A 24,183-nucleotide genomic window follows, 5' to 3' on the forward strand; every position below is an offset into this window, starting at 1 on the left:
GTCCAAGATGGACCGAACCGACCGTCCGGGGAACCACCGCGATGTCTGCTGACGCGCTGCTGCTCGCCGCCTTCCTGATCGGCTATCTCCTGGGCTCGATCCCGTTCGGCATGATCCTCACCAGGCTCGCCGGCACGCAGGATCTGCGCACCATCGGCTCGGGCAATATCGGCGCCACCAACGTGCTGCGCACCGGCCACAAAGGCCTCGCCGCGGCGACGCTGATCGGCGACATGCTCAAGGGCACCATCGCCGTCATCATCGCAGGCACCATCGACGGCCCGAACGCGGCGATGCTGGCGGCGCTGGGCGCGTTCCTCGGCCACCTGTTCCCGGTCTGGCTCAAATTTCGCGGCGGCAAGGGCGTCGCCACCTATATCGGCGTGCTGCTCGGCCTGTTCTGGCCGGCGGCGCTGATCTTCGCCGTGATCTGGCTCGGCACCGCCTATACCACGCGCTACTCTTCACTGTCGGCGTTGATCGCCGCGTTCGTGACGCCGCTGTTCCTGTGGTGGTTCGGCCACAACGCGCTCGCCTCGCTGTTCGCCGTGCTGACGCTGCTGCTGTTCTACACGCACCGCGAGAACATCAAGCGGCTGCAGGCCGGCACCGAAGGCAAGATCGGCGAGAAGAAGTGACCCTTCGTCATTCCGGGACGCGCCTCTTGGCGCGGACCCGGAATCCGTCACGCCGCATGTGTTGCGGAGGGATGGATTGCGGGCTCTCGCTTCGCGAGCCCCGGAATGACGGCGGTTATTTCCTGAGCGCACCTTCCACGAAGCTCGCCGCCGCCAGCGCTATGGCATCGCTGCCAAAGCCCGCGATCACGGTCACGCCGACCGGCAATCCGCCCTCGGCAATCAGCGTCGGCACGTTGACGCAGGGCACGCCCATCAACGTCCAGAGCCGGTTGTAACGGGGATCGCCGGTCGAGGCCAAGCCGTTCGGCGCGGCACCTGGTGCCGACAGCGTCAGCAGCACATCGACCTCGCCAAAAATCGCGGCGAGCGCCTGCCGCGCGCGCAGCGTGACGTCCATCGCCGCATCATACTCGGCGGGTGTGCCGCCCTTGCTTTCGTCGAGCCGGCCGCGCAGCAGTGGCGGCATCGCATCGTAGTTCTGCCCATACTCCCAGGCAAACGACTGATGCGCCTCGAACTCCTGCACCACAGGATGAATCTGCCACGCCTCCGCGATGATCTCGGGCATCGCGAGTTCGCGCACGGTGGCGCCCGCCAGTTCCGCCGCCCGCGCGGCCTTCTGCAATGCCTCCGCGCCGGATGGTTCGGGCGCGCCGGCAAATGCCTGCGTCACGACGCCGATGCGCGGTGCTGCGAGCTCGGACGGCACGACAAGCTCAGGACGCCTGGTCATCGCAGCCAGCCCCAACGCGACATCGCGCACGCCGGCGCCGAACAGCCCGACGGTATCGAGCGTCCAGGAGAAGCACTTCACGCCGACAGTCGGCAGCAGCCGGTAGCTCGGCTTGATCGCAGCGACGCCGCAGAACGAGGCCGGCCGGATCACCGATCCGCCGGTCTGCGTGCCCAGCGCCAGCGGGATCATCCCGGCGGCGACCGCGGCCGCCGAGCCCGACGACGAGCCGCCCGGCGTGTGCGCGTGATTGTGCGGATTGAGCGTTGCGGTCGGATCGTTCGCCGCGAACGCCGTCGTCGTGGTCTTGCCGACGATGGTCGCGCCGGCCTGCTTCAGCGCCATCACGACCGGCGCATCGGCGCGCGGTTGATGGCCGCGATAGATCACAGCCCCCATCTCGGTCGGGAATCCGGCGGTATCGATGATGTCCTTGATGCCGACCGCGATGCCGCGCAGCGGCCCGGCATCCTGCGCACGCGCCTTCGCGTCGTGGCGGACAAAGGCGCCGATCTTCTTCTCCTGCGCATCGATCGCCTGCAGCGATTGGTTGATGGCGGCCTCGGGCGACAGCGCGCCCTGTTCGATACGCGCTTGGAGGTCGGCAAGTGAGATCATCGGCGGCTTCCTCGAATTGGCGACCGCTTGTAGCGCGTCATGCCTACTCCGCCAATGTCGCGGTTGATCACAATCCCAGGTTGGGCGAAGCTGCACCCCGCATGCATGACCGGTCACCCAGCACCACTGAACTCACCGACACCGAACGGCTCAACCGCCTGCGGTTGATCCGCTCCGACAATGTCGGCCCGCGCACCTTTGCATCGCTGCTCCGCCATTTTGGCGATGCGGCGCACGCGCTGGAGCGCCTGCCGGATCTCGCGCGCCGCGGCGGTGCTTCGGGACCCGGGCGCATCACGAGCGAGGCCGATGCCGCCGCGGAGTTCGCGGCCTGCGCCAAGTTCGGCATCGATCTCGTCGCACCGGAGGAAGCCCACTATCCGGCGCGGCTTGCCACCATCGACGACGCGCCGCCGCTGCTTGGCGTGCGCGGCGCGCGCGACACGCTGATGCGGCCGATGATCGCGATCGTCGGCTCCCGCAATGCTTCCGGCGCAGGGCTGAAATTCGCGGGCCAGCTGGCGCGCGATCTCGGCGACGCCGGCTTTGTCGTGATCTCCGGCCTCGCCCGCGGCATCGATCAGGCGGCGCATCGCGCCACCGTTGCAAGCGGCACGGTCGCCGTGCTAGCCGGCGGCCATGACCGCATCTACCCGCCGGAGCACGAGGATCTGCTGGCCGCCCTGCTCGCGCGCGGCGCGGCGATCTCGGAGATGCCGCTCGGCCACGTGCCGCGGGCGCGCGACTTCCCCCGCCGCAACCGGCTGATCTCGGGCGCATCGCTCGGCGTTGTGGTGGTGGAGGCCGCGCACCGCTCGGGCTCGCTGATCACTGCACGGATGGCCGCCGAACAGGGCCGCGAGGTGTTCGCGGTGCCGGGCTCGCCGATCGATCCGCGCGCCGCCGGCGCCAACGATTTGATCAAGCAAGGCGCCACGCTGGTCACCGAAGCCGCCGACGTCATCAGCGCGGTCACGCCGATCATGGAGCGGCCCGTCATGCTGTCCGCGCGCGAAGACGACGAGCCGCTGGATTTTGCCACCGATGCGTCCGATCGTGCCCGCATCATCAATCTGCTCGGACCGAGCCCGATCAGTCTCGACGATCTGATCCGGATGGCCGATGTCTCGCCCGCCGTCGTCCGCGCGGTGCTGCTGGAGCTCGAACTCGCCGGCAGGCTTGAGCGTCACGGCGGCGGCCTGGTGTCGATGATCTAGCGTGGGCGGCTCTGGCTTACGCCAATCCGTCACCGTCATCCCGAGGACCTGCGCAGCAGGCGTCTCGAAGGATGCACGGCCTCGATGTCGCCGGGTTGAGAGAGCCGGGCCGTCGACCCTTCGAGGCTCGCTCCGCTCGCTCCTCAGGGTGACGGATAACACTCCCTACTCGTTGCGTCCGTCAAACCGTGTCCGCGCGCCCTCGATCTCCGGCAGATGCGCGAACGCCCATTCGCCGAGCGCCTTCACGGGCGCGGCCAGACCACGGCCAAGATCCGTGAGTTCGTAATCGACCCGCGGCGGAATGGTTGGAAACATCGTGCGCGTGACGAGGCCATCGCGCTCCAGCCCGCGCAGCGTCAACGTCAGCATCCGTTGCGAGATGCCGTTGATCATGCGCTTCAGCTCGTTGAAGCGCTTTGGCCCATCGGTCAGCATCATGATCACGAACACGCTCCACTTGTCGCCGACCCGCGCCAACACGGAGGCAACCGCGCGGCAATCGCTGTGATCCTGATCAGGCAGGGGTGGAAGGGCAGGCACACGGATGTGCTCGGGTTTCATTGCTGTGCTCGGGTTTCAAAAATGTGCGTTCTTGCGGACATCTAGGACGGTCACTCATATAGCGCCAGTTACAAACCTATACCAAAGGTGACCCCTGCCATGAAACTTCTGCACATCGACTCCTCGGTCCTCGGCCCCCACTCCGTCAGCCGCCAGGTTTCCGCCGCCGCCGTCGAGCGGCTGCGCCAGGCCAATCCCGGCCTAGTCGTGAGCTACCGCGATCTGACCCAGACCCCGCTCGCCCACCTCTCCGGCCTGCACCTCGCCGCCAGCCAGGGCGCGGCGCCGGACCCGTCGGTGCGCGACGACATCGCGACCGGTCAGGCGGTTCTCGACGAGTTCCTTGCCGCCGACGTCGTCGTGATCGGCGCGCCGATGTACAATTTCACCATTCCCTCCCAGCTGAAGGCCTGGATCGACCGCGTCGTGGTCGCGGGCAAGACCTTCAGATACGGCGCCACCGGCGTCGAGGGATTGGCCGGCAACAAGCGCGTCATCATCGCGATCTCGCGCGGCGGCTATTACGGCGCCGACACGCCAATGGCCGCGCTCGAGCATCTCGAGACCTATCTGCGCGGGGTGTTCGGCTTCATCGGCGTCAAGAATCTCGAGTTGATCCCCGCCGACGGCATCCAGGTCGGTCCCGAGCATCGCGAGAAGGCGGTCGCGGGTGCGCTGCAGGCCGCCGGCAGTCTGAACGCCGCCTAGTTCCGCAAGCGCTGTCGTCACCCGTCATCGGGCCTCGCCTTCGGCGAGCCCGACGACAGGCTCCAGCGGGTGACCCAGTATTCCAGAGAGGTCGTCATTGAACCGATGGGCCGCGGCGTACTGGATACCCCGCATGCGCGGGTTATGACAGTTGTGGACGGGGCAAGGCTTACGCCAAGCGGGCTTAGCCCGCGCGATACCTCAGAGCCAGACGCCCTGAATGCCGAAGATGACGGCGACGAGCGAGATCAACAAACCGATGCCGGAAAACAGCGCGACCGTCACAAATTGTGCCGAGTCTGAGGTTTCATCTCTGGAGGTAGACGAAACCGGGATCGGCGTCGAGATGCGGGCTGCTTTCGGCATGAAGGAACTCCAAAATGATTCCGTGGTGAAAAAAATTCCCGCCCATTCAAGAGTCCGGCGAGTACGTCAAAGGTTCAAGCACGATCCGGAAAAGTGCGAAGTCGCTTCCGACGAAATCATGCTTCGACAACGAAGCGATGATAGTCGCGTACGAAATCGGCCGGTGTGAACTGCTTCACACCGGCCGTTCTCTACAATGCGAAACAAATTAGCCGCGATAGATCGGCGCGCCGGCGGGAGATGCCGTTGCACCGCCATCGATGAACAGTTCCTGTCCCTGCACATGTGCCGCGTCGTCGGACGCCAGGAACAACACCGTCTTCGAGATGTGATCGGGTTCACCGATGCGTCCGAGCGGCGTGGACTTTCCGATCCGCTGCTCGAACGCCTTCTCGGCCTCGGGCGTTGCGATCGCAGCGCCCCAGATCGGCGTACGCACCGCGCCCGGCGCCACCACGTTGACGCGGATGTTGCGCGGCGACAGTTCTGACGCCATCACCCGCGCCATCGCGCGCACGCCGGCCTTGCTCGCGGCATAGGCCGAGTAGCCGGGATTGCCGAGCACCGAAATTACCGAGCCGTTGAGGATGATCGAAGCGCCGTCGTTGAGATAGGGCGCGACCGCCTGCACGGTGAAGAACACGCCGGTAAGATTGGTGCGGATCACATTTTCGAATGCGGCGAGCGTGGTGCCGCCGACCGGCGTCTGGCCGGGAATGCCGGCATTGGCGAACAGCACGTCGTACTTGCCGAACTTCTCCGCGCCCTGCTTCACCGCGGCTTCCAGCGCCGCGACATCGGTGGCATCGGCCACCACCGCGAGCGCGTTCGGTCCAAGCTCCCGCGCCGCCGCCGCGAGCGTCTCCTTGTTGCGCCCGGTAATGACGACCTTGGCGCCTTCGGCCACGAACAGCTTTGCTGTCGCAAGCCCGATGCCGCTGTTGCCGCCGGTGATCAACGCCGTCTTGTTCGCCAGTCTCATGTCCGCCTCCAGTTGGTTGCATTATTAAACTTCGTTGCCTACCTAGGGCATCAGGTTTAATATTGCAACCACACAAGACCGTGATGGCCCAACTTTCGGAGCGAGCGTCGTGAAACGAACCAGCCTTGCAGGCGACAGCTGTCCGGTGGCGCGCGCGCTCGACGTGTTCGGCGACTGGTGGTCGCTCCTGATCATCCGCGACGCCAGCCTCGGCCGGCGCCGTTTCGGCGAATTCCAGGCCAGCCTCGGGCTTGCGAAGAACATCCTCACCACCCGGCTGCGCACGCTGGTCGAGCGCGGCATCCTGAAGATGGTCCCCGCCTCCGACGGCAGCGCCTACCAGGAATACGTCCTGACGCCGAAGGGCCACGGCATCTTTCCGATCCTGGTTGCACTCCGGCAATGGACCGAGGAATTCGACGACCATCCGGACGAGATCGCGACCATCATGGTCGACCGCGACAAGGGCAAGCCGGTGAAGAAGCTCGCACTGCTTTCGCAGGACGGTCGCGTGCTGGGGGCGGCCGATACGACGCTGAAGCCGCGGCCTGCGGCGAAGCGCGCGCGGCGTGTTATGATGACGTAGGCGCAGACAGCGTAGGCGGATCAGTTAGCGAAGCGCAATCCGCCGCAACAGCACGTATCGCAGATTGGCGGATTACGCCTTCGGCTAATCCGCCCTACGGTCCCTGCTTTCGCAGGGACGATCATCGGGACGCAGGCCGCGCAACACACTCGGTGTCGTCCTGGCGAAAGCCAGGACCCATATGTGGACGGCCCCCGTGGCACAAGAGCTTTCTGGGATTGATCGGATCGCTTGCATCCATATGTCCGGCCTGTTGAGTGCGATCGAATGGATCGCTGGCCAAGATGGTTTGCGCGATGCGAGTTCCAAACAACCACGCGACCTGTTGGCGGCCGATGGGTCCTGCGGATTGTCTCGCATCGTTGCTCGATCGATCGCTCCATCTGCTCTTGCAGCTCCGGGTCGGCTGACGAGCGAGCCCGCCGGCCGGCCAATCTGTTAAGCGGTACCCGTCGTAGCGGCATTCAGCCGTGCGGCGTCATAACTCTCGCCCGTCACCATCAGCTTCCAGGCGATGCGCGCCACCTTGTTGGCGAGCGCTACGGCCGCAAGCTTCGGCGGCTTGCGCTTGATCAGCGCCAGCAGCCAGCGCGAGTGATGACCGCGTCCGCGCCTGGCCTGCTGGATCACCGCCGTGGCCCCGACGACCAGCAAACGGCGCAGGTCCTCATCGCCCGCCCGCGTGATCTTGCCAAGCCTGGTCTTGCCAGCGGTGGAGTGGTCCTTGGGTGTCAATCCCAGCCAGGCCGCAAAGTGACGACCGGAGCGGAACGCGCCCGGATCAGGTGTCTTCATCACCAGCGCGGTTGCAACGATCGGACCGACCGAGGGGATCTGAGCCAGGCGCCGGCCCGTGGCATCGCCGCGGTGCCAGGCCATCAGCTTGGCCTCAACCGCCTCCAACTCACCCTCGAGCCTGACGCGCTCCCGGCCCAGCACCACAAACAGTTCGCGCGCCAGAGCGGGAAGCGTCTCGTCCTGCGCGATCCGCGCCAGCAGTGGTTCGATCGCGTCCAGTCCCTTGGGCGCGATCAGGCCGTACTCCGCCGCATGGCCGCGTATCGTATTGGTCAATTGGGCGCGCCGGGCGATCAATCCGTCGCGGACCCCCATCAGCATCAGCGCAGCCTGCTGCTCGGCCGTCTTCACCGGTACGAAGCGCATGCTCGGCCGGCTCATCGCCTCACACAGGCCTTCTGCATCCCGCCCGTCATTCTTGTTCCGCATCACGTAGGGTTTAACCAATTGCGGCGCCATCAGCTTCACCTCATGGCCCAGCCTGGAAAGCTCTCGCGCCCAATATTGCGACGCCCCGCAGGCCTCCATCCCGATCACGGTCGGCGGCAATTTGGCGAAGAACTCCAGCACCTGTCTGCGCGACAGCTTCTTGCGCAGTACCACCTGCTCCGTCGCATCAACCCCATGCAACACAAAAATATACTTCGACGTATCCATCCCAATGCGGATAATCTGGCTCACGGACGGTCTCCATGTCTGAGATTTGCAACAACCTCATTCTGGCACACTGATGCCGTAGGGGGCCGTCCACACCATCAACCACAAATCTCAATTGTTGCGCGACGCTAGGGCCGCGATCACGCCCATCACCGAATCTCACGACAGCTTCCTTCGGCTGCGCGCGCGCAATTGCTCGTCGGCCTCCAGCCGGGTCATCGCGAGCAGATGGTCGAGGACTTCGAATTTGTGGCGCTGGGCGAGTTTGGCGAGCTCGGTCGCGGCCGCTGCGATCAGGACCAGGGCGTCATCCGGGCCGCCCTCCCCACCTGGCTCGTCGTCGCCTTCCGGTCGCCGTCGGCCGGACGGCTTGGGCTTCCGCCCACCCCCTGTGTTGCTCAAAAGGCCTAATCCGATTCCCACCCTATATATAAAGAGATACGCGGTTTCCGGCCGCAACTCTAGGACGTATTTTTCAACCCTTGGGATCAAAACTCCACAGCTTGAGCCTACCCTTCAATATCTGGCGATTTGACAGGGACCGCCCCAGCACCCATGTTCGCCCCGACACGGCGGGCCGCGAGTCTAGCGGAACCCGCCTTCAAGATTTCCCGTAAGCCATTGGAATGACATGAATATCGTCATTGTGGAGTCGCCTGCCAAGGCCAAGACGATCAACAAATATCTGGGGTCCTCCTACGAGGTCCTGGCGTCGTTCGGCCATGTTCGCGACCTCCCGGCCAAGAACGGTTCGGTCGATCCGGACGCCAATTTCCAGATGATCTGGGAGGTCGATGCCAAGGCCGCCGGCCGGCTGAACGACATCGCCAAGGCGCTCAAGGGGGCCGACCGCCTGATTCTGGCGACCGACCCTGATCGCGAGGGCGAAGCGATCTCCTGGCACGTGCTGGAAGTGATGAAGGAGAAGCGCGCGCTGAAGGACCAGAAGGTCGAGCGCGTCGTGTTCAACGCCATCACCAAGCAGGCGGTCACCGACGCCATGAAGGCGCCGCGCCAGATCGACGGCGCGCTGGTCGACGCCTATATGGCGCGCCGCGCGCTGGACTATCTGGTCGGCTTCACCCTCTCCCCCGTGCTGTGGCGCAAACTGCCGGGCGCCCGCTCCGCCGGCCGCGTGCAGTCGGTCGCGCTGCGGCTGGTCTGCGACCGCGAGCTCGAGATCGAGAAGTTCGTGCCCCGTGAGTACTGGTCGCTGGTCGCGACGCTGCTGACGCCGCGCGGCGAAGCCTTCGAGGCCCGGCTGGTTGGCGCCGACGGCAAGAAGATCGCACGGCTCGACATCGGCTCCGGCGCGGAAGCCGAGGACTTCAAGAAGGCGATCGAGGCCGCGCTGTTCAAGGTCGCGACCGTCGAGGCCAAGCCGGCCCGACGCAATCCGCAGGCGCCCTTCACCACCTCGACCCTGCAGCAGGAAGCCAGCCGCAAGCTCGGCTTCGCGCCGGCGCACACCATGCGCATCGCGCAGCGGCTGTATGAGGGCATCGACATCGGCGGCGAGACCACCGGTCTCATCACCTATATGCGAACCGACGGCGTGCAGATCGATCCGTCCGCGATCACCCAGGCCCGCAAGGTGATCGGCGAGGATTACGGCAACGCCTATGTGCCGGATGCCCCGCGCCAATATCAGGCCAAGGCCAAGAACGCGCAGGAAGCGCACGAAGCGATCCGCCCGACCGATCTGTCGCGCCGTCCGGCCACCATCGGCCGAAGGCTCGATACCGATCAGGCGCGGCTCTACGAATTGATCTGGAAGCGCACCATTGCGAGCCAGATGGAATCGGCCGAACTCGAGCGCACCACCGTCGACATCGAGGCCAAGGCCGGCGCCCGCGTGCTGGAGCTGCGCGCTTCCGGTCAGGTCATCAAGTTCGACGGCTTCCTCGCGCTCTACCAGGAAAGCCGCGACGACGAAGAGGACGAGGATTCACGCCGCCTGCCCGCGATGAGCCAGGGCGAGGCGGTGAAGCGCCAGAGCCTTGCCGTCACCCAGCATTTCACTGAGCCGCCGCCGCGCTTCTCGGAAGCCTCGCTGGTGAAGCGGATGGAAGAGCTCGGCATCGGCCGCCCCTCGACCTACGCCTCGATCCTGCAGGTCTTAAAGGACCGCGGCTACGTCAAGCTTGAGAAGAAGCGGCTGCACGGCGAGGACAAGGGTCGCGTCGTGGTCGCGTTCCTGGAGAATTTCTTCTCGCGCTATGTGGAGTACGACTTTACGGCCGATCTCGAGGAACAGCTCGATCGCATCTCCAACAACGAGATCGCCTGGCAGCAGGTGCTGCAGGATTTCTGGCGCGGCTTCATCGGCGCGGTCAACGACATCAAGGACCTCCGCGTCGCCGAGGTGCTCGATGCGCTCGACGAGATGCTCGGCCCGCATATCTATCCGCAGCGTGCGGATGGCGGCGACGTCAGGCAGTGCCCGACCTGCGGCACCGGCCGGCTCAACCTCAAGGCCGGCAAGTTCGGCGCCTTCGTCGGCTGCTCGAACTATCCGGAATGCCGTTACACCCGCCCGCTCGCGGCCGACAGCGCTGAGAGCGCCGATCGGGTGCTCGGCACCGATCCCGACTCCGGGTTCGACGTCACGGTGAAGGCCGGTCGGTTCGGCCCCTACATCCAGCTCGGCGAGCAGAAGGATTACGCCGAAGGCGAGAAGCCGAAGCGCGCGGGCATTCCAAAGGGCACCTCGCCTGCCGATGTCGATCTTCAACTGGCGCTGAAGCTGTTGTCGCTGCCGCGCGAGATCGGCAAGCATCCGGAGACCGGGCAGCCGATCACCGCCGGCCTCGGCCGGTTCGGGCCGTTCGTGAAGCACGAGAAGACCTATGCCAGCCTCGAGGCCGGCGACGAGGTCTTCGACATCGGATTGAACCGCGCCGTCACGCTGATCGCGGAGAAGATCGCGAAGGGCCCGAGCGGCCGCCGCTTCGGCGCCGATCCGGGCAAGCCGCTCGGCGATCATCCGACGCTCGGCGCCGTCGCGCTGAAGAACGGCCGCTACGGCGCCTACGTCGCGGCCGGCGGCGTCAACGCGACGATCCCGAGCGACCGCACCCCGGACGAGATCACGCTCGCGGAAGCGATCGCGCTGATCGACGAGCGCGCGGCCAAGGGCGGCGGCAAGAAGGTCAAGAAGGCAAAGGCGGAGAAGCCCGCCAAGGCCAAGAAGGCCAAGTCCGACACGACTGAGACCAACGGCGACGCCGAGGCCAAGCCTGCCAAGAAGGCTGCGTCGAAGAAGGCCGCGGCGAAGCCGAAAACGGATGCGACCAGCAAGGCGCGCGCGCCGGTCGCCTCCGGTGCCAAGACCTCGCCTGCAAAGTCATCGGCACCAGCGAAAGCGCCCGCGAAGAAGAGCGCCGGCAAGGCAAGAGGATAAGTGAAACGAAAACCCGACCATGGCTTTCCGGGCCGGGACGCCATCGTCGCCTTCATCCGCGCCAATCCCGGCAAGGTCGGCACCCGCGAGATCGCGCGCGAGTTCGGCCTGAAGAACGCCGACCGCATCGAGTTGAAGCGGATCCTCCGCGAACTCGCCGACGACGGCACGCTCGCCAAGCGCCGCCGCAAGATCCACGAGCCGGCGGCGCTGCCGCCGACCGTGCTCGCCGACATCACCGGCCGCGACAGCGACGGCGAGTTGATCGCGACGCCCGCCGAGTGGGACTCGGAAGACGGCACCGCCCCGAAAATCCGCATCGAGACGCCGCGGCGGCCAAAGCCCGGCACCACCGCCGGCGTCGGCGACCGCGCGCTGCTCCACGTCGAGGTGACCGACGAGCACGACGGCACGCCCTACCGCGGCCGCGTCGTCAAGGTGATCGATCACGGCCGCGCTCGCATCCTCGGCATCTTCCGCAAGAACCCTGATGGAGGCGGGCGCCTGATCCCCGTCGACAAGAAGCAGGCCGGCCGCGAGCTCAACATCGCCAAGGCCGACAGCGGCGACGCCGAGGACGGCGACCTCATCAGTGTCGACCTGATCCGCACCCGCGGCTACGGGCTCGCCTCCGCCCGGGTCAAGGAGCGGCTCGGCTCGATCGCGAGCGAGAAGGCGATCAGCCTGATCGCGATCAACACCCACGACATCCCGCAGGTGTTTTCGTCCTCTGCGCTGCGCGAAGCCGAAGAGGCAAAACCCGCGACGCTGCAGGGCCGCGAGGACTGGCGCGACGTGCCGCTCGTCACCATCGATCCGCCTGACGCCAAGGACCACGACGACGCCGTGCACGCGGAAGCCGACCCCGATCCGAACAACAAGGGCGGCTTCATCGTCCATGTCGCGATCGCCGACGTCGCCTTCTACGTGCGGCCCGGCTCGGCGCTCGACCGCGACGCGCTGCAGCGCGGCAACTCGGTGTATTTCCCCGATCGCGTGGTGCCGATGCTGCCCGAGCGGATCTCCAACAATCTCTGCTCGCTGGTGCCGGGGGAACCGCGCGGCGCGCTCGCGGTGCGGATGGTGATCGGCGCCGACGGCCGCAAGCGCTCGCATACATTCCACCGCGTGCTGATGCGCTCGGCAGCGAAGCTCAATTACGCGCAGGCGCAGGCGGCGATCGACGGCAGGCCCGACGACACGACAGGTCCCCTGCTCGATCCGATCCTGAAGCCGCTGTGGTCGACCTACGAGCTGGTCAAGCTCGCACGCAACGAGCGCGACCCCCTCGATCTCGATCTGCCCGAGCGCAAGATCCTGCTGAAGCCGGACGGGACCGTCGATCGGGTGACCGTGCCGCAGCGGCTTGATGCGCATCGGCTGATCGAGGAGTTCATGATCCTCGCCAACGTCGCCGCCGCCGAGATGCTGGAGAAGAAGGCGCTGCCGCTGATCTACCGCGTGCATGATGAGCCGAGCCAGGAGAAGGTCCACAACCTCCAGGAATTCCTGAAGACGCTCGACCTGCCCTTCACCAAGCAGGGCGCGCTGCGTCCCACGCAATTCAATCGCGTGCTGGCGCAAGTTGCCGGCGAGGATTACGAACCGCTGGTCAACGAGGTGGTGCTGCGTTCGCAGGCGCAGGCCGAATACTCTGCCGAGAACTACGGCCATTTCGGCTTGAACCTGCGCCGCTACGCGCACTTCACCTCGCCGATCCGCCGCTACGCCGATCTGATCGTGCATCGCGCGCTGATCCGCGCGCTCGGCCTTGGCGAAGGCGCCTTGCCGACCGACGAGAGCGTGGAGACGCTGGCCGAGATCGCCGCGCAGATTTCGGTCACCGAGCGCCGCGCGATGAAGGCGGAGCGCGAGACCACCGACCGGCTGATCGCGCATTTTCTCGCCGATCGCATCGGCGCATCGTTCCAGGGCCGCATTTCCGGCGTGACACGAGCCGGCCTGTTCGTGAAGCTCGACGACACCGGCGCCGACGGCCTGATCCCGATCCGCACCATCGGCAGCGAGTATTTCAACTACGACGAAACTCGCCACGCGCTGATCGGCACGCGCAGCGGCACCATGTATCGGCTCGGCGATGTCGTCGACGTGCGGCTGGTCGAGGCCGCGCCGGTGGCGGGCGCACTGCGCTTTGAGCTATTATCCGACGGTCAGGCAATTCCGCGCGGCAGAAAACGCGATGGCGTCGGAACCGAGCGCCGCAGCGCGGGATTTGGCAAGGGGCCCAATAAGGGATCCGGCAAGAAAGCGCACAAGGAACGGAAGGCACGCAACAAGAAGGACCGCAAGCCGGCGAAGCAGACGTCCGGCAAATCGAAGCGAGGCAAGTCATGGAAATGACACCGCCCACGGTGGTCTGGACCCGCGACCCAGCTGAGCCCGAAAAGCGCGACGTGTGGACCGCGATGAAGCGCGGGTTCCTTGGCCGCTGCCCGCGCTGCGGAAAAGGCAGGCTGTTCCGCAAATTTCTCAAATGCGACGGCCATTGCCCGGTCTGCGATCTCGATTTCACACCGCATCGCGCCGACGATCTGCCCGCCTATCTCGTCATCGTCATCGTCGGCCATATTGTGGTACCGACCGCGCTGTGGATCGAGACCAACTATTCGCCGCCGGTGTGGCTGCAACTTGCGATCTATCTGTCGTTCACGCTGTTCGCATCGCTGGCGCTGTTGCAGCCGGTGAAGGGAGCCGTGATTGGATTGCAATGGGCCCTGCGCATGCATGGCTTTGACGAGAATCCCCCTAGCGACATCCCGCCGGTCTAGCTAAACCGGGCACCAAGAAGAAATGAAAGGGATGAAATGACTGAAGCTGCCGCCCCTGCCGCCGCCGTCCACCAGGGCGAAAAGGAAGCCGATCATCACGCATACTTCCGGCCGAAGGATGCGGCGACGCTGATCCTGATCGATCGCTCCGGTGCCAAGCCGAAGGTCTTGGTCGGCAAGCGCCACGACAAGGTCGTGTTCATGCCGGGCAAATTCGTCTTCCCCGGCGGCCGCGTCGACAAGGCCGACAACCGCGTGCCGGTCGCAGCCCCGATCACACCGGAGCTCGAAGCCAATCTGTTGAAGGGCAGCCCGAAGATCACACCCGGCCGCGCACGCGCGCTCGCCAACGCCGCGATCCGCGAAGCCTGCGAAGAGACCGGGCTCTGCCTCGGCCGCAAGGTCGAGAAGACGACGAAGCTGGACGGGCCTTGGGCGCCGTTCGCCGACGCAGGACTCTTGCCCGATCCGTCCGGCCTGTTCCTGATCGCGCGCGCGATCACCCCGCCCGGCCGCGTCCGCCGTTTCGACACGCGCTTCTTCACCGCCGATGCCTCGGCGATCGCACATCGCGTCGAAGGCGTGGTGCATGCCGATGCCGAGCTGGTCGAGCTCGTGTGGGTCGAGATCGGCTCCGAGCCGCTCGCGGACGCGCACGCCATGACCAAGAACGTGCTCGCAGAGCTCGCCCGCCGTCTCGCCACCGGCCCGCTCCGCCACGACGCGCCGGTGCCGTTCTTCCATTTCTACGGCGGCAAGATGCAGAAGCACGTGCTGGGGGCGTGATATGAGGCTCGTCATTCCGGGGCGATGCGCAGCATCGAGCCCGGAATCTCGAGATTCCCCGGTGCGCAATTGCGCATCTGAGGTTCTCGCATCGCGAGCCCGGGAATGACGATGTCGAGAGATCGGCCAAAAACAAAATAATCTTCCCGATGGCGTGCCGCGAAACGCCTCCCTATCTGTTCCGCTAACGACAACAACGACGGAACGGGGCAATGGCGAAGCGTCAACTCAAGCTCGGCGCATTCATGCGGCCGATCAGCATCCACACCGGCGCCTGGCGCTATCCCGGGGCCTGGCCCGACGCCAATTTCAACTTCGACCATATCAAGACGCTGATCCGAAAGCTCGAGGCCGGCAAGTTCGACGCCTTCTTCATGGCCGACCATCTGGCCGTGCTCAACATGCCGATCAATGCGCTGAAGCGCAGCCACACCGTGACCTCGTTCGAGCCGTTCACCCTGCTCTCGGCGCTCGCGGCCGTCACCGAGAATATCGGCCTGATCGCGACCGGCTCGACCACCTTCGACGAGCCCTATCACGTCGCCCGCCGCTTCGCCTCGCTCGACCACATCTCCGGGGGCCGCGCCGGCTGGAATATCGTCACCACTTCCAATCCGGACGCGGCGCTGAATTTCGGCCTCGACGATCACATGGAGCACGCCGAGCGCTACAAGCGCGCCCGCGAGTTCTACGACGTCGTCACCGGCCTGTGGGATTCCTTCGCCGATGATGCGTTCGTCCGCGATGTCGAGTCCGGGCTGTTCGTCGATCCCGACAAGATGCACGTGCTCAACCACAAGGGCAAATATCTCTCGGTGCGTGGCCCGCTGAATATCGCCCGCCCCGTGCAGGGCTGGCCGGTCATCGTGCAGGCCGGCGCATCCGACGACGGCAGGCAGCTTGCGGCCGAGACAGCGGAGGCCGTGTTCACCGGCGGCGGCAGCCTTGCCGACGGACAGAAGCTCTATGCCGACATCAAGGGCCGCATGGAGAAGATCGGCCGCGATCCCGAGCATCTGAAGATCCTGCCCGGCGCCTTCGTCGTGGTCGGCGACAGCGTCGAGGAAGCCAAGGAGAAGCGCGCGCTGCTCGACAGCCGCGTGCATTACGACAGCGCGATCGCCTCGCTCTCGGTGATCCTCGGCACCGATGCGTCGGGCTTCGATCCCGACGGGCAATTGCCGCCGATCCCGGAAACCAATGCCAGCAAGAGCGGCCGCCAGCGCCTCGTCGATGTCGCGGCGCGCGACAAGCTGACCGTGCGCCAGCTCGCCCAGCGCGTCGGCGGCTATGGCGGGCTTGCCTTCGTCGGCACGCCGCAGACCATCGCCGACCAGATGGAAGAATGGCTGACCGGCCGCGGCAGCGACGGTTTCAACATCATGTTCCCCTATCTGCCGCAGGGCCTGTTCGAGTTCGTCGACAAGGTGGTCCCGGAACTGCAAAAGCGCGGGATTTTCCGCACCGAGTACGAAGGGCGGACCCTGCGCGAGAATTTGGGCCTGCCGCGGCCCAAAAATCAGTTCTTCGGGGGGTAATCGGCCCGGAATCGGGGTGGTTTTGGCTCGGAAATCCTTGACTTTGGACGGTTTCTGGCTAGTTTCCGGGCCAAACGCGGGCCGATTTGGCCGGCTCCCGAACTCCCTGCATTTTCGAGGTTTTGTACATGGCCAAAGCGGTCACCATCAAGGTCAAGCTCGTGTCGACGGCCGATACCGGCTTCTATTACGTCGCCAAGAAGAATTCGCGCACCATGACCGACAAGCTGGTCAAGAAGAAGTACGATCCGGTCGCGCGCAAGCACGTCGAGTTCAAGGAAGCCAAGATCAAGTAAGATCGCCTGCTTCCGACGTTTCGAACGGGGCCCTCGCGGCCCCGTTTTTGCTTTCTCACCTGCGTCATCCCGCATGATTCCCGGACGAGTCCCGGGGCGCAGGGCACAGATGATCGCAAGCTTGGACGAGGGAAACGCAGGCGGCTACTCGGTCGCCTACGGCCGCGAGGACATCTACTTTCCGGTCTATGTCACGGCCGCTTTGGCCGCGATCTTCCTGACCGCGAGCTGGATCACGGGCGCGATCTATTGGCTGGCGCCGGCGGCGGCGGCGGGCGGCTTCACCTATTACAACATCCCCCTGCTGGAGGCCGGTCGTCCGACCATCGGTGCCAACCAGTACGGCATCTTCATCCAGGCCTTCGGGCTGATTCGCTGGCGCGCCATCACGCGCATCGACCTTGTCGAGATCGCCGAGCGCGCGATGACCGTTCACGAACTGCAGATCGCGCTCAACGGGCCGCTCGGCAGCGCGCTGGTGGCCGATTGGCGCAAACGGCCGGCCTATCGGCTGCTGATGCGCCTGCCGTGGCACATGGACCATCGCGGCGTGGTCCGCGTCAGTCTCGAGCCATTCGACCGGACGCCCGACGAGATCCACCGGACGTTCCTCAGGATGTGGCGCTACTACCGGAGCTAGCCTTTGAACGCCTCATCGCGCAGATGCGCGTCCGCGATCTCTGCATCCGGATTGTGTGTGATGGTCATGAACCAAATGAGGCTGAAGAACAGCGACCAGGCTGTGTTCCAATAGAACCAGTTCATCGGATCACCTCGAACAGCTTTGATCCGCGCCAGCCGGCGAAGATCGCCGGCTGAGCGGAACGCCGCCAAGTCTACTGCACGACCTCGCCGTGCAGTGCCAGATCCAACCCTTCGCGCTCGATGTCGCGCGTCACGCGAAGCCCGACGAAGAGATTGATCACGAACAGGATGATCAGGCTCACGACGGCATCATACACGAAAACCGTCGCGACGCCGATGCATTGATTGATGAACTGCCCGGGATTTCCCTCCAGAACGCCGGCCGTACCACCATACTGCTCGACCGCGAATATCCCGGTCAGCAGCGCCCCGACGATGCCGCCGAGGGCATGGACGCCGAAGCAGTCCAGCGCATCATCGTAACTGAACAAGCGCTTCAAGCCGGTGCATCCCCAGTAGCAACAGACGCCAGCCGCGATGCCGATGGCGAACGCGCCGACCGGCCCGACGAAACCCGAGGCCGGCGTGATCGCGACGAGGCCCGCGACGGCACCCGAGCAGATGCCGACGACGGTCGGCTTGCCCTTCAATGCCCACTCCACCAGCATCCAGGTGAAGCCCGCCACTGCTGTCGCGATCTGGGTCACCAGCATGGCCATGCCGGCCTGCATCCCCGCGGTGACGGCGGAACCGGCGTTGAAGCCGAACCAGCCGACCCACAGCAGCGAGGCGCCGATGAAGGTCAGCACCATGTTGTGCGCCGGCCCCGTCTCGACGCGCTTGCCGAGCATGATGGCGCACATCAGGCCCGCGACGCCGGCATTGATGTGCACCACGGTGCCGCCGGCGAAATCGAGAACCTTGACATAGGCAGCATCGTTGCCCGCCGAGAAGATGCCGTCGGGGCCCCAGACCCAATGTGCGATCGGCGCATAGACGAAGATCGCCCACAGCCCGATGAACCAGAGCATCGCCGAGAACTTCATCCGCTCGGCAAACGCGCCGGCAATCAGCGCCGGCGTGATGATGGCGAACGTCATCTGGAAGCAGATGTAAACCGACTCAGGGATGGTCGCGGCGAGCGGATTAGGATTGCCGATGCCACCCTTGCCGATGTCGCTCAGGATGTCCTTGAGGAACATCCGATCCAGACCGCCGATGAACGGCGTGCCGGCACGAAACGCCAGGCTGTAGGTGAGGACGGCAAACAGGATCGTGACCAGGCAGGTGACGGCGAAGCTGGTCATCACGGTGTCGCCGACATTCTTCTTGCGCACCATGCCGCCATAGAACAGGCCGAGCCCCGGGATCGTCATCATCAGGACGAGCGCGACGGACGTGAGCATCCAGGCGGTGTCGCCGGAATTCGGCGTGCACTTCTCGAGAATCTTGCCGCCGCAGGCCGGCGGTGCCGCCGCATCCTCGGCCAGCGCGAGGTCGCTGAACAGCAGGCAAAGAACCGCCACTCCCAGCAGAGCAACCAGGATTCTCACGAGCTTCGGGCGCGTGTATGTCGCAGACTCCATCATCGTCCTCCCATCACAAGAAATGCTGGTGTTCGGAATGGGCGCAGCGCGCTCCGGGCATCGCGGGTGTTGACGGCGCGAAGCAGCAAGGCCGCGGCATCAGGCCGGACGCGAGGCGCAAGCGCCCCCTGCTCGGCGGCGCGGCGAAAGCCGTGGTGCGCGGATGACTGGAGAATGACGGCGACTAGCCTCATCGCGGCCAGCCCTTCCCATGGGTCCCCAGGCCGGAACCTCAGCGATGGGTTCCGGCACGATTTCTAGCCAAATTCAATCAAGATTCGTGCCACCGACGCTTGCTGAGTAACGCGTTGAAGACGCTGTGACTTCAATCCGTGCACGGCGCGGCTTGGAGCTCCATTGCACGTTCTCGGAGCAAGCAATCGATGGAAAAATAGGCAGCAATCGGCGACTGCCCTCGCATGGGGCAGTCGCCGGTTGCCGGGATCGGAAGCTAGGCGGCCTTGAGCAGCGGCGGTTGTGCCGGTCGGGCCAGCGCGAAGGCGAGCTGGATGATGCCGCCGGCAAGACCGAGCGCGACGCCGATCCGCCAGGCCATGGTGTAGGAGCCGAGCGAGTCGTAGATCACCCCTCCTCCATAGGCGCCAAGGAAGCTGCCGACCTGGTGGCTCATGAAGGCAAGGCCCTGGATCATCGCCTGCCAGCGCAAGCCGAACATCTCGGCCACCGCGCCCGCGACCAGCGGACCGACGCCCATCCAGAGGAAGCCCATGATGGCGCCGAACAGCAACGTCGAGCCCGGCGTTGCCGGCAGCATGAAGTACCAGGCGAGCGCCAGCGAGCGCAGGATGTAGATGCCGCCGAGCAGCGCGAGCTTGTTCCAGCGCTGACCGGCCCAGCCGAAGAACAGCGAGCCCAGCACGTTGAAGCCGCCGATCATGCCGAGCGTCTGCGCGCTCAGCATCGGATCGAGTCCGCAGATCGCCAGATAGGACGGCAGATGAGTGGTGAGGAAGACAAGCTGCATGCCGCAGACCATGTAGGCGCAGGTCATGACCACGAAGGACGCGTTGCCGAAGGCGGTCTTGGCCGCGGTCGCCGCCGTGGCGTTGCCGATATCATCGGCCGCGGGCTTCGGCAGCGGGATCTTGTCGACGCGACCGGCGTACAACGCGGCTGGAATCATCCCGATCGACAGGATGACGAATCCGGCAAGCCCGACACGCCAACCGAACCCTTCGTTGAGCATCTGGCCGATCGGCGCCGACAGCAGTGCGCCGAGCGAGCCCGCGGCGGAGACCATGCCGAGTACGGTCGAACGCACCGTCTCCGACACCGCGCGCGCCGCGACCGACATGGCGATCGCATTCGCGGTGCAGGCGAGCGAAAGGCCGATCAGCACACCGGCGCCGATCATGATGGCGACGAGGCCGTGCGCCGTCGTCATCAGCACGAGGCCCGCGATGTAGGCCAGCGCACCGACCACCATGATCGGGCGGAAGCCGTAACGCACCGTCATCGCGCCGGCGAGCGGCTGCAGGAAGCCCCAGGCGAGGTTCTGCACCGCCAGCGCCAGCGTGAAATGCGACACCGAGATGCCGATGTCGTGCGTCAGCGGCTGCATGAAGATGCCGAGGCTCTGCCGCAGCCCCATGCTCAGCGTGAGCATGATGGAGGCGCCGAGCAGAATGGGAAGCGTGGGACGCAGGACCTGCAACAGGGGCATTGTTCTTATTCTCCCATGACGGCGCGGCACGAGTGCCACGGCCTGCGATTCACGCATGTTTTGATTACACAGACCTGTGTACTTAGGCTATACAGGGGGCGACCTGTCAAGCGAAGAGGATCACGGCCGGCGCATGGCTTCCCCGCCTCCCAAACAGACCATGAAAGAGCGGATCCTCGAGACCGCCGACAAACTGTTCTACCTGCAGGGCATTCGCGCCATCGGCGTCGACACCATCGCGGCCGAGATCGGCATCAGCAAACGCACGCTCTACAATCACTTCCCGTCGAAGGACGCGCTGATCGAGGCCTATTTGCAGCGCCGCTTCGTGCAGCCCCGCCCCTCCGACAAGCCGCCGGCCGAGCAGATTCTCGCAACCTTCGATTCGCTGGAGCGGCGGTTCTCGACGAAGGATTTTCGCGGTTGTCCTTTCGTCAACGCGGTCGCCGAGCTCGGGCCGGACGACGAGGACCGTACCGTGCGCAATATCGCCGTCGCCTTCAAGGAAAGCCGCCGGATCTGGTTTCGCGATCTGCTGCGGCAGCTCGGCGTCGCGGAGGCCGAGGCACTTGCGACCCAGCTGACGCTGCTGGTCGACGGCTCGATCGCGCAGGACCTGGTGCGCGACGATCCGGCCATGGCGCGCGCGGCCAAGGAAGCCGCCCGCGTGCTGCTGGCGAATGCGGGGGTCAAGGTCGGCGGCGCCGCGGCTGCGGACAACAAGCGCACTGGATAAATCCGGTTGCGTCCACAAGTCCGGTTTGGTTGGTAGCGTGACGGCACGCGACGGCATACCCGATTGGATATTCCGTCCGGCGAGATTGACGACCGCGCGACAACCTGCGGCACAACTGGGGAACGACCATGGAAGATCTGAAGGTGACGGCCACCGGCTACGATTTCGCGCCGGCGCGCGCCGCCATGCAGCGCTATATCGACAACAATCTGCTGTCCGGAATCTCCTGGTCGGTTCTGGTCGGGCGCGACATCGCCGACACGGGTTGCGTCGGATGGGCCGACAAGGAAGCGCAGACCCCGCTGCGCACCGACCATATCTTCCGGGTGTTCTCCAACACCAAGCTGATCACCTCCTGCGCGGCGCTATTGCTGCTCGAGGATGGCCGCTTCCAACTAGACGATCCGATCGAGAAATTCATCCCGCAGCTCCGCAACCGCAAGGTCCTGCTGAAAGGCGCGACGTCGATCGATCAAACCGAGCCCGCGAAGAGTTCGATCACCATCCGCCAATTGCTCAGCCACAGCGCCGGCTTGAGCTACGGTTTCTTCGATCCCGGCACCGTCATTTTCAAGGCGCTCAACGAGCGCGGCGTGCACAATCCCAATACGACCCTGGCTGAAATGGTCGACGTACTGGCCGATTTGCCGCTGATCTATCAGCCGGGCACGTCGTGGGAATACTCGCTTGCGATCGACGTGGTGGCACGCTTGGTGGAAGTGGTCAGCGGCCAGACCTTCGACAAGTTCATCAAGGCGCGCATCCTCGATCCGCTCGGCATGGTCGATACCGGCTTCGTCGTTCCGCAACAGGATCACGGGCGCCTTGTCGCGTACTACGCAGGTGCCGATCTGATGGAGCCAATGAAGCCGGGCCTCACCCGCACCGACAATGCGCCGTTCCCCGGCGCCTATCTGCGCCCGGTCGCAAGGCTCAACGGCGGCGGCGGCCTGGTCTCGACGATGCCCGACATGGTCGCGTTGATCCGCAGCCTGCTGCCCGGCGGACCGACGCTGCTGAAGCCGGACACGATCGCCATGATGATGTCCAACCAGTTGCCCGAAGGACAGTGGATCCGCTTCGCGATGATGGGCGAGCAACCTGGCAAGGCGCACGGACTTGCCGGTGGCCTGATCCTCAACCCCTCGCCGATCGATCATCCCGACGCGGCCGGCGAGTGCTACTGGGGCGGCGTCGCGGGCACGCAGTGGTGGATCTCGCCGAAGACCGGGACGGCCGGCGTCATGATGGCGCAGCGCCAGATGGCGTTCGTCCATCCGTTCTCGTTCGAGTTCAAGCGGCTGGCCTATGACGCGGTGAAGCGCGGGCGATAGGTTCATTTCCTCTGTCGTCACCCGCGCAGGCGGGTGACCCAGTATTCCAGAGGCGGTGTCGTCTCAGACGAGAGGCCGCGGCGTACTGGATACCCCGCTTTCGCGGGGTATGACGACGGATGACGGAAGGTATGACGCGCGTTACGCCGCCGCTGAAACCACGCGGTTGCGGCCGTCGTGCTTGGCGCGATAGAGCGCGGTGTCGGCGCGCTTGAGCACGTCGGTGACCTGCTCGCCCTTGCGCTCCAGCGTGGTGAGCCCGATCGAAATCGTGACCGTGATCCGCTTGCCGCCCTTATTGACGGCAAACGGCTCGCCCGCGATCGAGCGGCGTAGCCGCTCGGCGACCATGCCCGCGACATGCAGGTCGGTCTCCGGCATCACGATCACGAACTCCTCGCCGCCATAGCGGCAGGCGAGATCGATGCCGCGGATCGACTTGCGGATGCGAACGGCGAATTCGCGCAGCACGTCGTCGCCGGCGTCATGGCCGTAGGTGTCGTTGATCGCCTTGAAGTAGTCGATGTCGAGGATCATCAGCGCCAGCGGCTTGCCGCGGATCGAAGCCTGCTCCGCCAAGGTCGCGAGATGGCTCTCCATGTAGCGGCGGTTATTGAGGCCGGTCAGCGCATCGGTGATCGCCATCTCGATCGAGTTCTGCACGTTGTCGCGCAGATGATCGGTATAGCGCCGGCGGCGGATCTGGGTGCGTGCACGCGCCAGCAGTTCGTTCTTGTCGACCGGACGCAGCAGATAGTCGTTGACGCCGATCTCGAGCCCGCGCATCAGCCGCGCGTTGTTGTCGGCATCCGAAACCGCGAGGATCGGCACCTGGCGCGTGCGCTCCAGCGAGCGGGCCTGGCTGCACAACCGCAGGCCGTCGAAATTGTCGAGGCTGAGCGACACGATCAGGAGGTCGTAATTGCCCTCGGCGGCGTGGAACAAGGCTTCCGCCGGATTGGTTTCGACGTCGACGGTGTGCTCGGCGGAAAGGATCGGCGCCAGCTTCTCATAGGACGACGGCCGGTCATCGACGAGCAGGATGCGGCCGCCGGTTCCCCGGTCAGCGATCGCGGTGCGCTCGGGCGCCTGCATGCCGATCTCGAGCGAGGTGATGGCGCGCATGCGCAGCTCGTCGGTCATCATCTTCAGCCGCGTCAGCGAGCGCACTCGCGCGATCAGCACGACGTCGGACACCGGCTTGGTCAGGAAGTCATCGGCCCCGGCCTCGAGCCCGCGCACGCGATCGGCGGGACTGTCGAGCGCGGTGACGATGACGACGGGAATGAAATGGGTCGCCGGATTCGACTTCAGCCGGCGGCAGACCTCGAAGCCGTCCATGTCAGGCATCATGACGTCGAGCAGGATGATGTCGCATTCCGCGCGCGTGCAGATCTCCAGCGCCTCGGTTCCGTTGGACGCGGTCAGCACATCGAAATATTCGGCTGACAAACGGGCTTCCAACAGCCTGACGTTCGCCGGAACGTCATCGACGACGAGGATACGCGCGGACATG

The 24,183-nt window shown here is 65.3% G+C and carries 23 protein-coding genes; 13 read left to right on the forward strand and 10 right to left on the reverse strand.

The window, feature by feature from the left end; translation table 11 throughout:
- The first annotated feature begins 41 nt into the window (after nucleotides 1-41).
- The gene (gene plsY, locus HAP47_RS23955) at nucleotides 42-638 is read left to right on the forward strand and encodes a glycerol-3-phosphate 1-O-acyltransferase PlsY (protein ID WP_173642497.1); all 597 of its coding nucleotides are present in this window, start codon (nucleotides 42-44) and stop codon (nucleotides 636-638) included.
- A 115-nt stretch (nucleotides 639-753) separates the two neighbouring features.
- Here the strand turns inward: plsY and HAP47_RS23960 are convergent, their stop codons facing one another.
- Complete coding sequence (locus HAP47_RS23960) at nucleotides 754-1,992, reverse strand: amidase (RefSeq protein ID WP_173642496.1); 1,239 nt, start codon at nucleotides 1,990-1,992, stop codon at nucleotides 754-756.
- Between the two features lie 101 nt (nucleotides 1,993-2,093).
- Between HAP47_RS23960 and dprA the strand changes: the two genes are divergently transcribed.
- Nucleotides 2,094-3,209, forward strand: a complete 1,116-nt coding sequence (gene dprA / locus HAP47_RS23965) for a DNA-processing protein DprA (protein WP_173642495.1) — start codon at nucleotides 2,094-2,096, stop codon at nucleotides 3,207-3,209.
- A gap of 165 nt (nucleotides 3,210-3,374) precedes the next feature.
- On the opposite strand, the gene HAP47_RS23970 is transcribed toward dprA, so the two are convergent.
- Nucleotides 3,375-3,773: a winged helix-turn-helix transcriptional regulator gene (locus HAP47_RS23970; protein WP_173642494.1), complete on the reverse strand. Its 399-nt coding sequence runs from the start codon at nucleotides 3,771-3,773 to the stop codon at nucleotides 3,375-3,377.
- A gap of 99 nt (nucleotides 3,774-3,872) precedes the next feature.
- On the opposite strand from HAP47_RS23970, the gene HAP47_RS23975 reads away from it, so the two are divergent.
- Nucleotides 3,873-4,481, forward strand: a complete 609-nt coding sequence (locus HAP47_RS23975) for an FMN-dependent NADH-azoreductase (protein WP_173642493.1) — start codon at nucleotides 3,873-3,875, stop codon at nucleotides 4,479-4,481.
- Between the two features lie 201 nt (nucleotides 4,482-4,682).
- On the opposite strand, the gene HAP47_RS23980 is transcribed toward HAP47_RS23975, so the two are convergent.
- Together HAP47_RS23980 and HAP47_RS23985 are read right to left on the reverse strand one after the other, a co-directional pair.
- Nucleotides 4,683-4,847: a hypothetical protein gene (locus HAP47_RS23980; RefSeq protein ID WP_173642492.1), complete on the reverse strand. Its 165-nt coding sequence runs from the start codon at nucleotides 4,845-4,847 to the stop codon at nucleotides 4,683-4,685.
- A gap of 208 nt (nucleotides 4,848-5,055) precedes the next feature.
- Nucleotides 5,056-5,829 (reverse strand): SDR family NAD(P)-dependent oxidoreductase, encoded by a 774-nt coding sequence (locus HAP47_RS23985; protein ID WP_171947609.1) that lies wholly within the window; start codon nucleotides 5,827-5,829, stop codon nucleotides 5,056-5,058.
- A 109-nt stretch (nucleotides 5,830-5,938) separates the two neighbouring features.
- Between HAP47_RS23985 and HAP47_RS23990 the strand changes: the two genes are divergently transcribed.
- On the forward strand, nucleotides 5,939-6,415 hold the full coding sequence (locus HAP47_RS23990; RefSeq protein ID WP_173642491.1) for a winged helix-turn-helix transcriptional regulator: 477 nt from the start codon (nucleotides 5,939-5,941) through the stop codon (nucleotides 6,413-6,415).
- A 438-nt stretch (nucleotides 6,416-6,853) separates the two neighbouring features.
- Here HAP47_RS23990 and HAP47_RS23995 read toward each other — a convergent pair whose 3' ends face one another.
- Together HAP47_RS23995 and HAP47_RS24000 are read right to left on the reverse strand one after the other, a co-directional pair.
- Nucleotides 6,854-7,894, reverse strand: coding sequence for an IS110 family transposase (locus HAP47_RS23995; protein WP_173640214.1), 1,041 nt, complete (start codon nucleotides 7,892-7,894; stop codon nucleotides 6,854-6,856).
- A 135-nt stretch (nucleotides 7,895-8,029) separates the two neighbouring features.
- A complete protein-coding gene (locus tag HAP47_RS24000) occupies nucleotides 8,030-8,272 on the reverse strand; it encodes a hypothetical protein (protein WP_173640770.1) in 243 nt (80 codons plus the stop codon).
- 229 nt (nucleotides 8,273-8,501) lie between these two features.
- On the opposite strand from HAP47_RS24000, the gene topA reads away from it, so the two are divergent.
- From topA to HAP47_RS24035, 7 genes are all read left to right on the forward strand, one after another.
- Nucleotides 8,502-11,273, forward strand: a complete 2,772-nt coding sequence (gene topA, locus HAP47_RS24005) for a type I DNA topoisomerase (protein WP_173642490.1) — start codon at nucleotides 8,502-8,504, stop codon at nucleotides 11,271-11,273.
- Complete coding sequence (gene rnr, locus HAP47_RS24010) at nucleotides 11,274-13,634, forward strand: ribonuclease R (protein WP_173642489.1); 2,361 nt, start codon at nucleotides 11,274-11,276, stop codon at nucleotides 13,632-13,634.
- Nucleotides 13,625-14,062 carry a DUF983 domain-containing protein gene (locus HAP47_RS24015; RefSeq protein WP_173642488.1) on the forward strand — a complete coding sequence of 146 codons (438 nt, stop codon included), beginning with the start codon at nucleotides 13,625-13,627 and terminating at the stop codon, nucleotides 14,060-14,062. The genes rnr and HAP47_RS24015 overlap by 10 nt, the downstream gene beginning before the upstream one ends.
- 36 nt (nucleotides 14,063-14,098) lie before the next feature.
- Nucleotides 14,099-14,848, forward strand: coding sequence for an NUDIX hydrolase (locus HAP47_RS24020; protein WP_173642487.1), 750 nt, complete (start codon nucleotides 14,099-14,101; stop codon nucleotides 14,846-14,848).
- Nucleotides 14,849-15,060: 212 nt separating this feature from the next.
- Nucleotides 15,061-16,386, forward strand: a complete 1,326-nt coding sequence (locus tag HAP47_RS24025; RefSeq protein WP_173642486.1) for an LLM class flavin-dependent oxidoreductase — start codon at nucleotides 15,061-15,063, stop codon at nucleotides 16,384-16,386.
- 128 nt (nucleotides 16,387-16,514) lie between these two features.
- Entirely contained in the window at nucleotides 16,515-16,682 is a 168-nt protein-coding gene (rpmG, locus tag HAP47_RS24030; protein ID WP_018271988.1) for a 50S ribosomal protein L33, read from the forward strand.
- Between the two features lie 109 nt (nucleotides 16,683-16,791).
- Entirely contained in the window at nucleotides 16,792-17,322 is a 531-nt protein-coding gene (locus tag HAP47_RS24035) for a hypothetical protein (protein ID WP_173642485.1), read from the forward strand.
- Here the strand turns inward: HAP47_RS24035 and HAP47_RS24040 are convergent.
- From HAP47_RS24040 to HAP47_RS24050, 3 genes are all read right to left on the reverse strand, one after another.
- Nucleotides 17,319-17,516 (reverse strand): hypothetical protein, encoded by a 198-nt coding sequence (locus HAP47_RS24040; protein ID WP_173642484.1) that lies wholly within the window; start codon nucleotides 17,514-17,516, stop codon nucleotides 17,319-17,321. The two genes, HAP47_RS24035 and HAP47_RS24040, sit on opposite strands and share 4 nt — an antisense overlap.
- Nucleotides 17,517-17,518: 2 nt before the next feature.
- Nucleotides 17,519-18,916, reverse strand: a complete 1,398-nt coding sequence (locus tag HAP47_RS24045) for an ammonium transporter (RefSeq protein WP_173642483.1) — start codon at nucleotides 18,914-18,916, stop codon at nucleotides 17,519-17,521.
- A gap of 448 nt (nucleotides 18,917-19,364) precedes the next feature.
- Complete coding sequence (locus tag HAP47_RS24050; protein WP_173642482.1) at nucleotides 19,365-20,597, reverse strand: MFS transporter; 1,233 nt, start codon at nucleotides 20,595-20,597, stop codon at nucleotides 19,365-19,367.
- A 133-nt stretch (nucleotides 20,598-20,730) separates the two neighbouring features.
- Here HAP47_RS24050 and HAP47_RS24055 point away from each other — a divergent pair, with 133 nt between their 5' ends.
- Together HAP47_RS24055 and HAP47_RS24060 are read left to right on the forward strand one after the other, a co-directional pair.
- Nucleotides 20,731-21,333, forward strand: a complete 603-nt coding sequence (locus tag HAP47_RS24055; protein WP_173642481.1) for a TetR/AcrR family transcriptional regulator — start codon at nucleotides 20,731-20,733, stop codon at nucleotides 21,331-21,333.
- Between the two features lie 128 nt (nucleotides 21,334-21,461).
- The gene (locus HAP47_RS24060; RefSeq protein WP_231168353.1) at nucleotides 21,462-22,667 is read left to right on the forward strand and encodes a serine hydrolase domain-containing protein; all 1,206 of its coding nucleotides are present in this window, start codon (nucleotides 21,462-21,464) and stop codon (nucleotides 22,665-22,667) included.
- 141 nt (nucleotides 22,668-22,808) lie between these two features.
- Here the strand turns inward: HAP47_RS24060 and HAP47_RS24065 are convergent, their stop codons facing one another.
- Complete coding sequence (locus HAP47_RS24065) at nucleotides 22,809-24,182, reverse strand: PleD family two-component system response regulator (protein WP_173642480.1); 1,374 nt, start codon at nucleotides 24,180-24,182, stop codon at nucleotides 22,809-22,811.
- Nucleotide 24,183: the final 1 nt, after the last annotated feature.

The organism is Bradyrhizobium sp. 41S5 (genome assembly GCF_011516665.3).
Lineage (GTDB): Bacteria > Pseudomonadota > Alphaproteobacteria > Rhizobiales > Xanthobacteraceae > Bradyrhizobium > Bradyrhizobium quebecense.

What these genes read in the sequence shown, in the direction of transcription:
- HAP47_RS24045 (WP_173642483.1), bottom strand. Translation starts at nt 18,916, where the DNA reads ATGATGGAGTCTGCGACATACACGCGCCCGAAGCTCGTGAGAATCCTG.
- HAP47_RS24015 (WP_173642488.1), top strand. Translation starts at nt 13,625, where the DNA reads ATGGAAATGACACCGCCCACGGTGGTCTGGACCCGCGACCCAGCTGAG.
- HAP47_RS24055 (WP_173642481.1), top strand. Translation starts at nt 20,731, where the DNA reads ATGGCTTCCCCGCCTCCCAAACAGACCATGAAAGAGCGGATCCTCGAG.
- HAP47_RS23985 (WP_171947609.1), bottom strand. Translation starts at nt 5,829, where the DNA reads ATGAGACTGGCGAACAAGACGGCGTTGATCACCGGCGGCAACAGCGGC.
- HAP47_RS24020 (WP_173642487.1), top strand. Translation starts at nt 14,099, where the DNA reads ATGACTGAAGCTGCCGCCCCTGCCGCCGCCGTCCACCAGGGCGAAAAG.
- HAP47_RS24060 (WP_231168353.1), top strand. Translation starts at nt 21,462, where the DNA reads ATGGAAGATCTGAAGGTGACGGCCACCGGCTACGATTTCGCGCCGGCG.
- HAP47_RS24035 (WP_173642485.1), top strand. Translation starts at nt 16,792, where the DNA reads ATGATCGCAAGCTTGGACGAGGGAAACGCAGGCGGCTACTCGGTCGCC.
- HAP47_RS24050 (WP_173642482.1), bottom strand. Translation starts at nt 20,597, where the DNA reads ATGCCCCTGTTGCAGGTCCTGCGTCCCACGCTTCCCATTCTGCTCGGC.
- HAP47_RS23960 (WP_173642496.1), bottom strand. Translation starts at nt 1,992, where the DNA reads ATGATCTCACTTGCCGACCTCCAAGCGCGTATCGAACAGGGCGCGCTG.
- plsY (WP_173642497.1), top strand. Translation starts at nt 42, where the DNA reads ATGTCTGCTGACGCGCTGCTGCTCGCCGCCTTCCTGATCGGCTATCTC.
- HAP47_RS23980 (WP_173642492.1), bottom strand. Translation starts at nt 4,847, where the DNA reads ATGCCGAAAGCAGCCCGCATCTCGACGCCGATCCCGGTTTCGTCTACC.
- dprA (WP_173642495.1), top strand. Translation starts at nt 2,094, where the DNA reads ATGCATGACCGGTCACCCAGCACCACTGAACTCACCGACACCGAACGG.
- HAP47_RS24025 (WP_173642486.1), top strand. Translation starts at nt 15,061, where the DNA reads ATGGCGAAGCGTCAACTCAAGCTCGGCGCATTCATGCGGCCGATCAGC.
- HAP47_RS24065 (WP_173642480.1), bottom strand. Translation starts at nt 24,182, where the DNA reads ATGTCCGCGCGTATCCTCGTCGTCGATGACGTTCCGGCGAACGTCAGG.
- topA (WP_173642490.1), top strand. Translation starts at nt 8,502, where the DNA reads ATGAATATCGTCATTGTGGAGTCGCCTGCCAAGGCCAAGACGATCAAC.
- HAP47_RS23975 (WP_173642493.1), top strand. Translation starts at nt 3,873, where the DNA reads ATGAAACTTCTGCACATCGACTCCTCGGTCCTCGGCCCCCACTCCGTC.
- HAP47_RS23970 (WP_173642494.1), bottom strand. Translation starts at nt 3,773, where the DNA reads ATGAAACCCGAGCACATCCGTGTGCCTGCCCTTCCACCCCTGCCTGAT.
- rpmG (WP_018271988.1), top strand. Translation starts at nt 16,515, where the DNA reads ATGGCCAAAGCGGTCACCATCAAGGTCAAGCTCGTGTCGACGGCCGAT.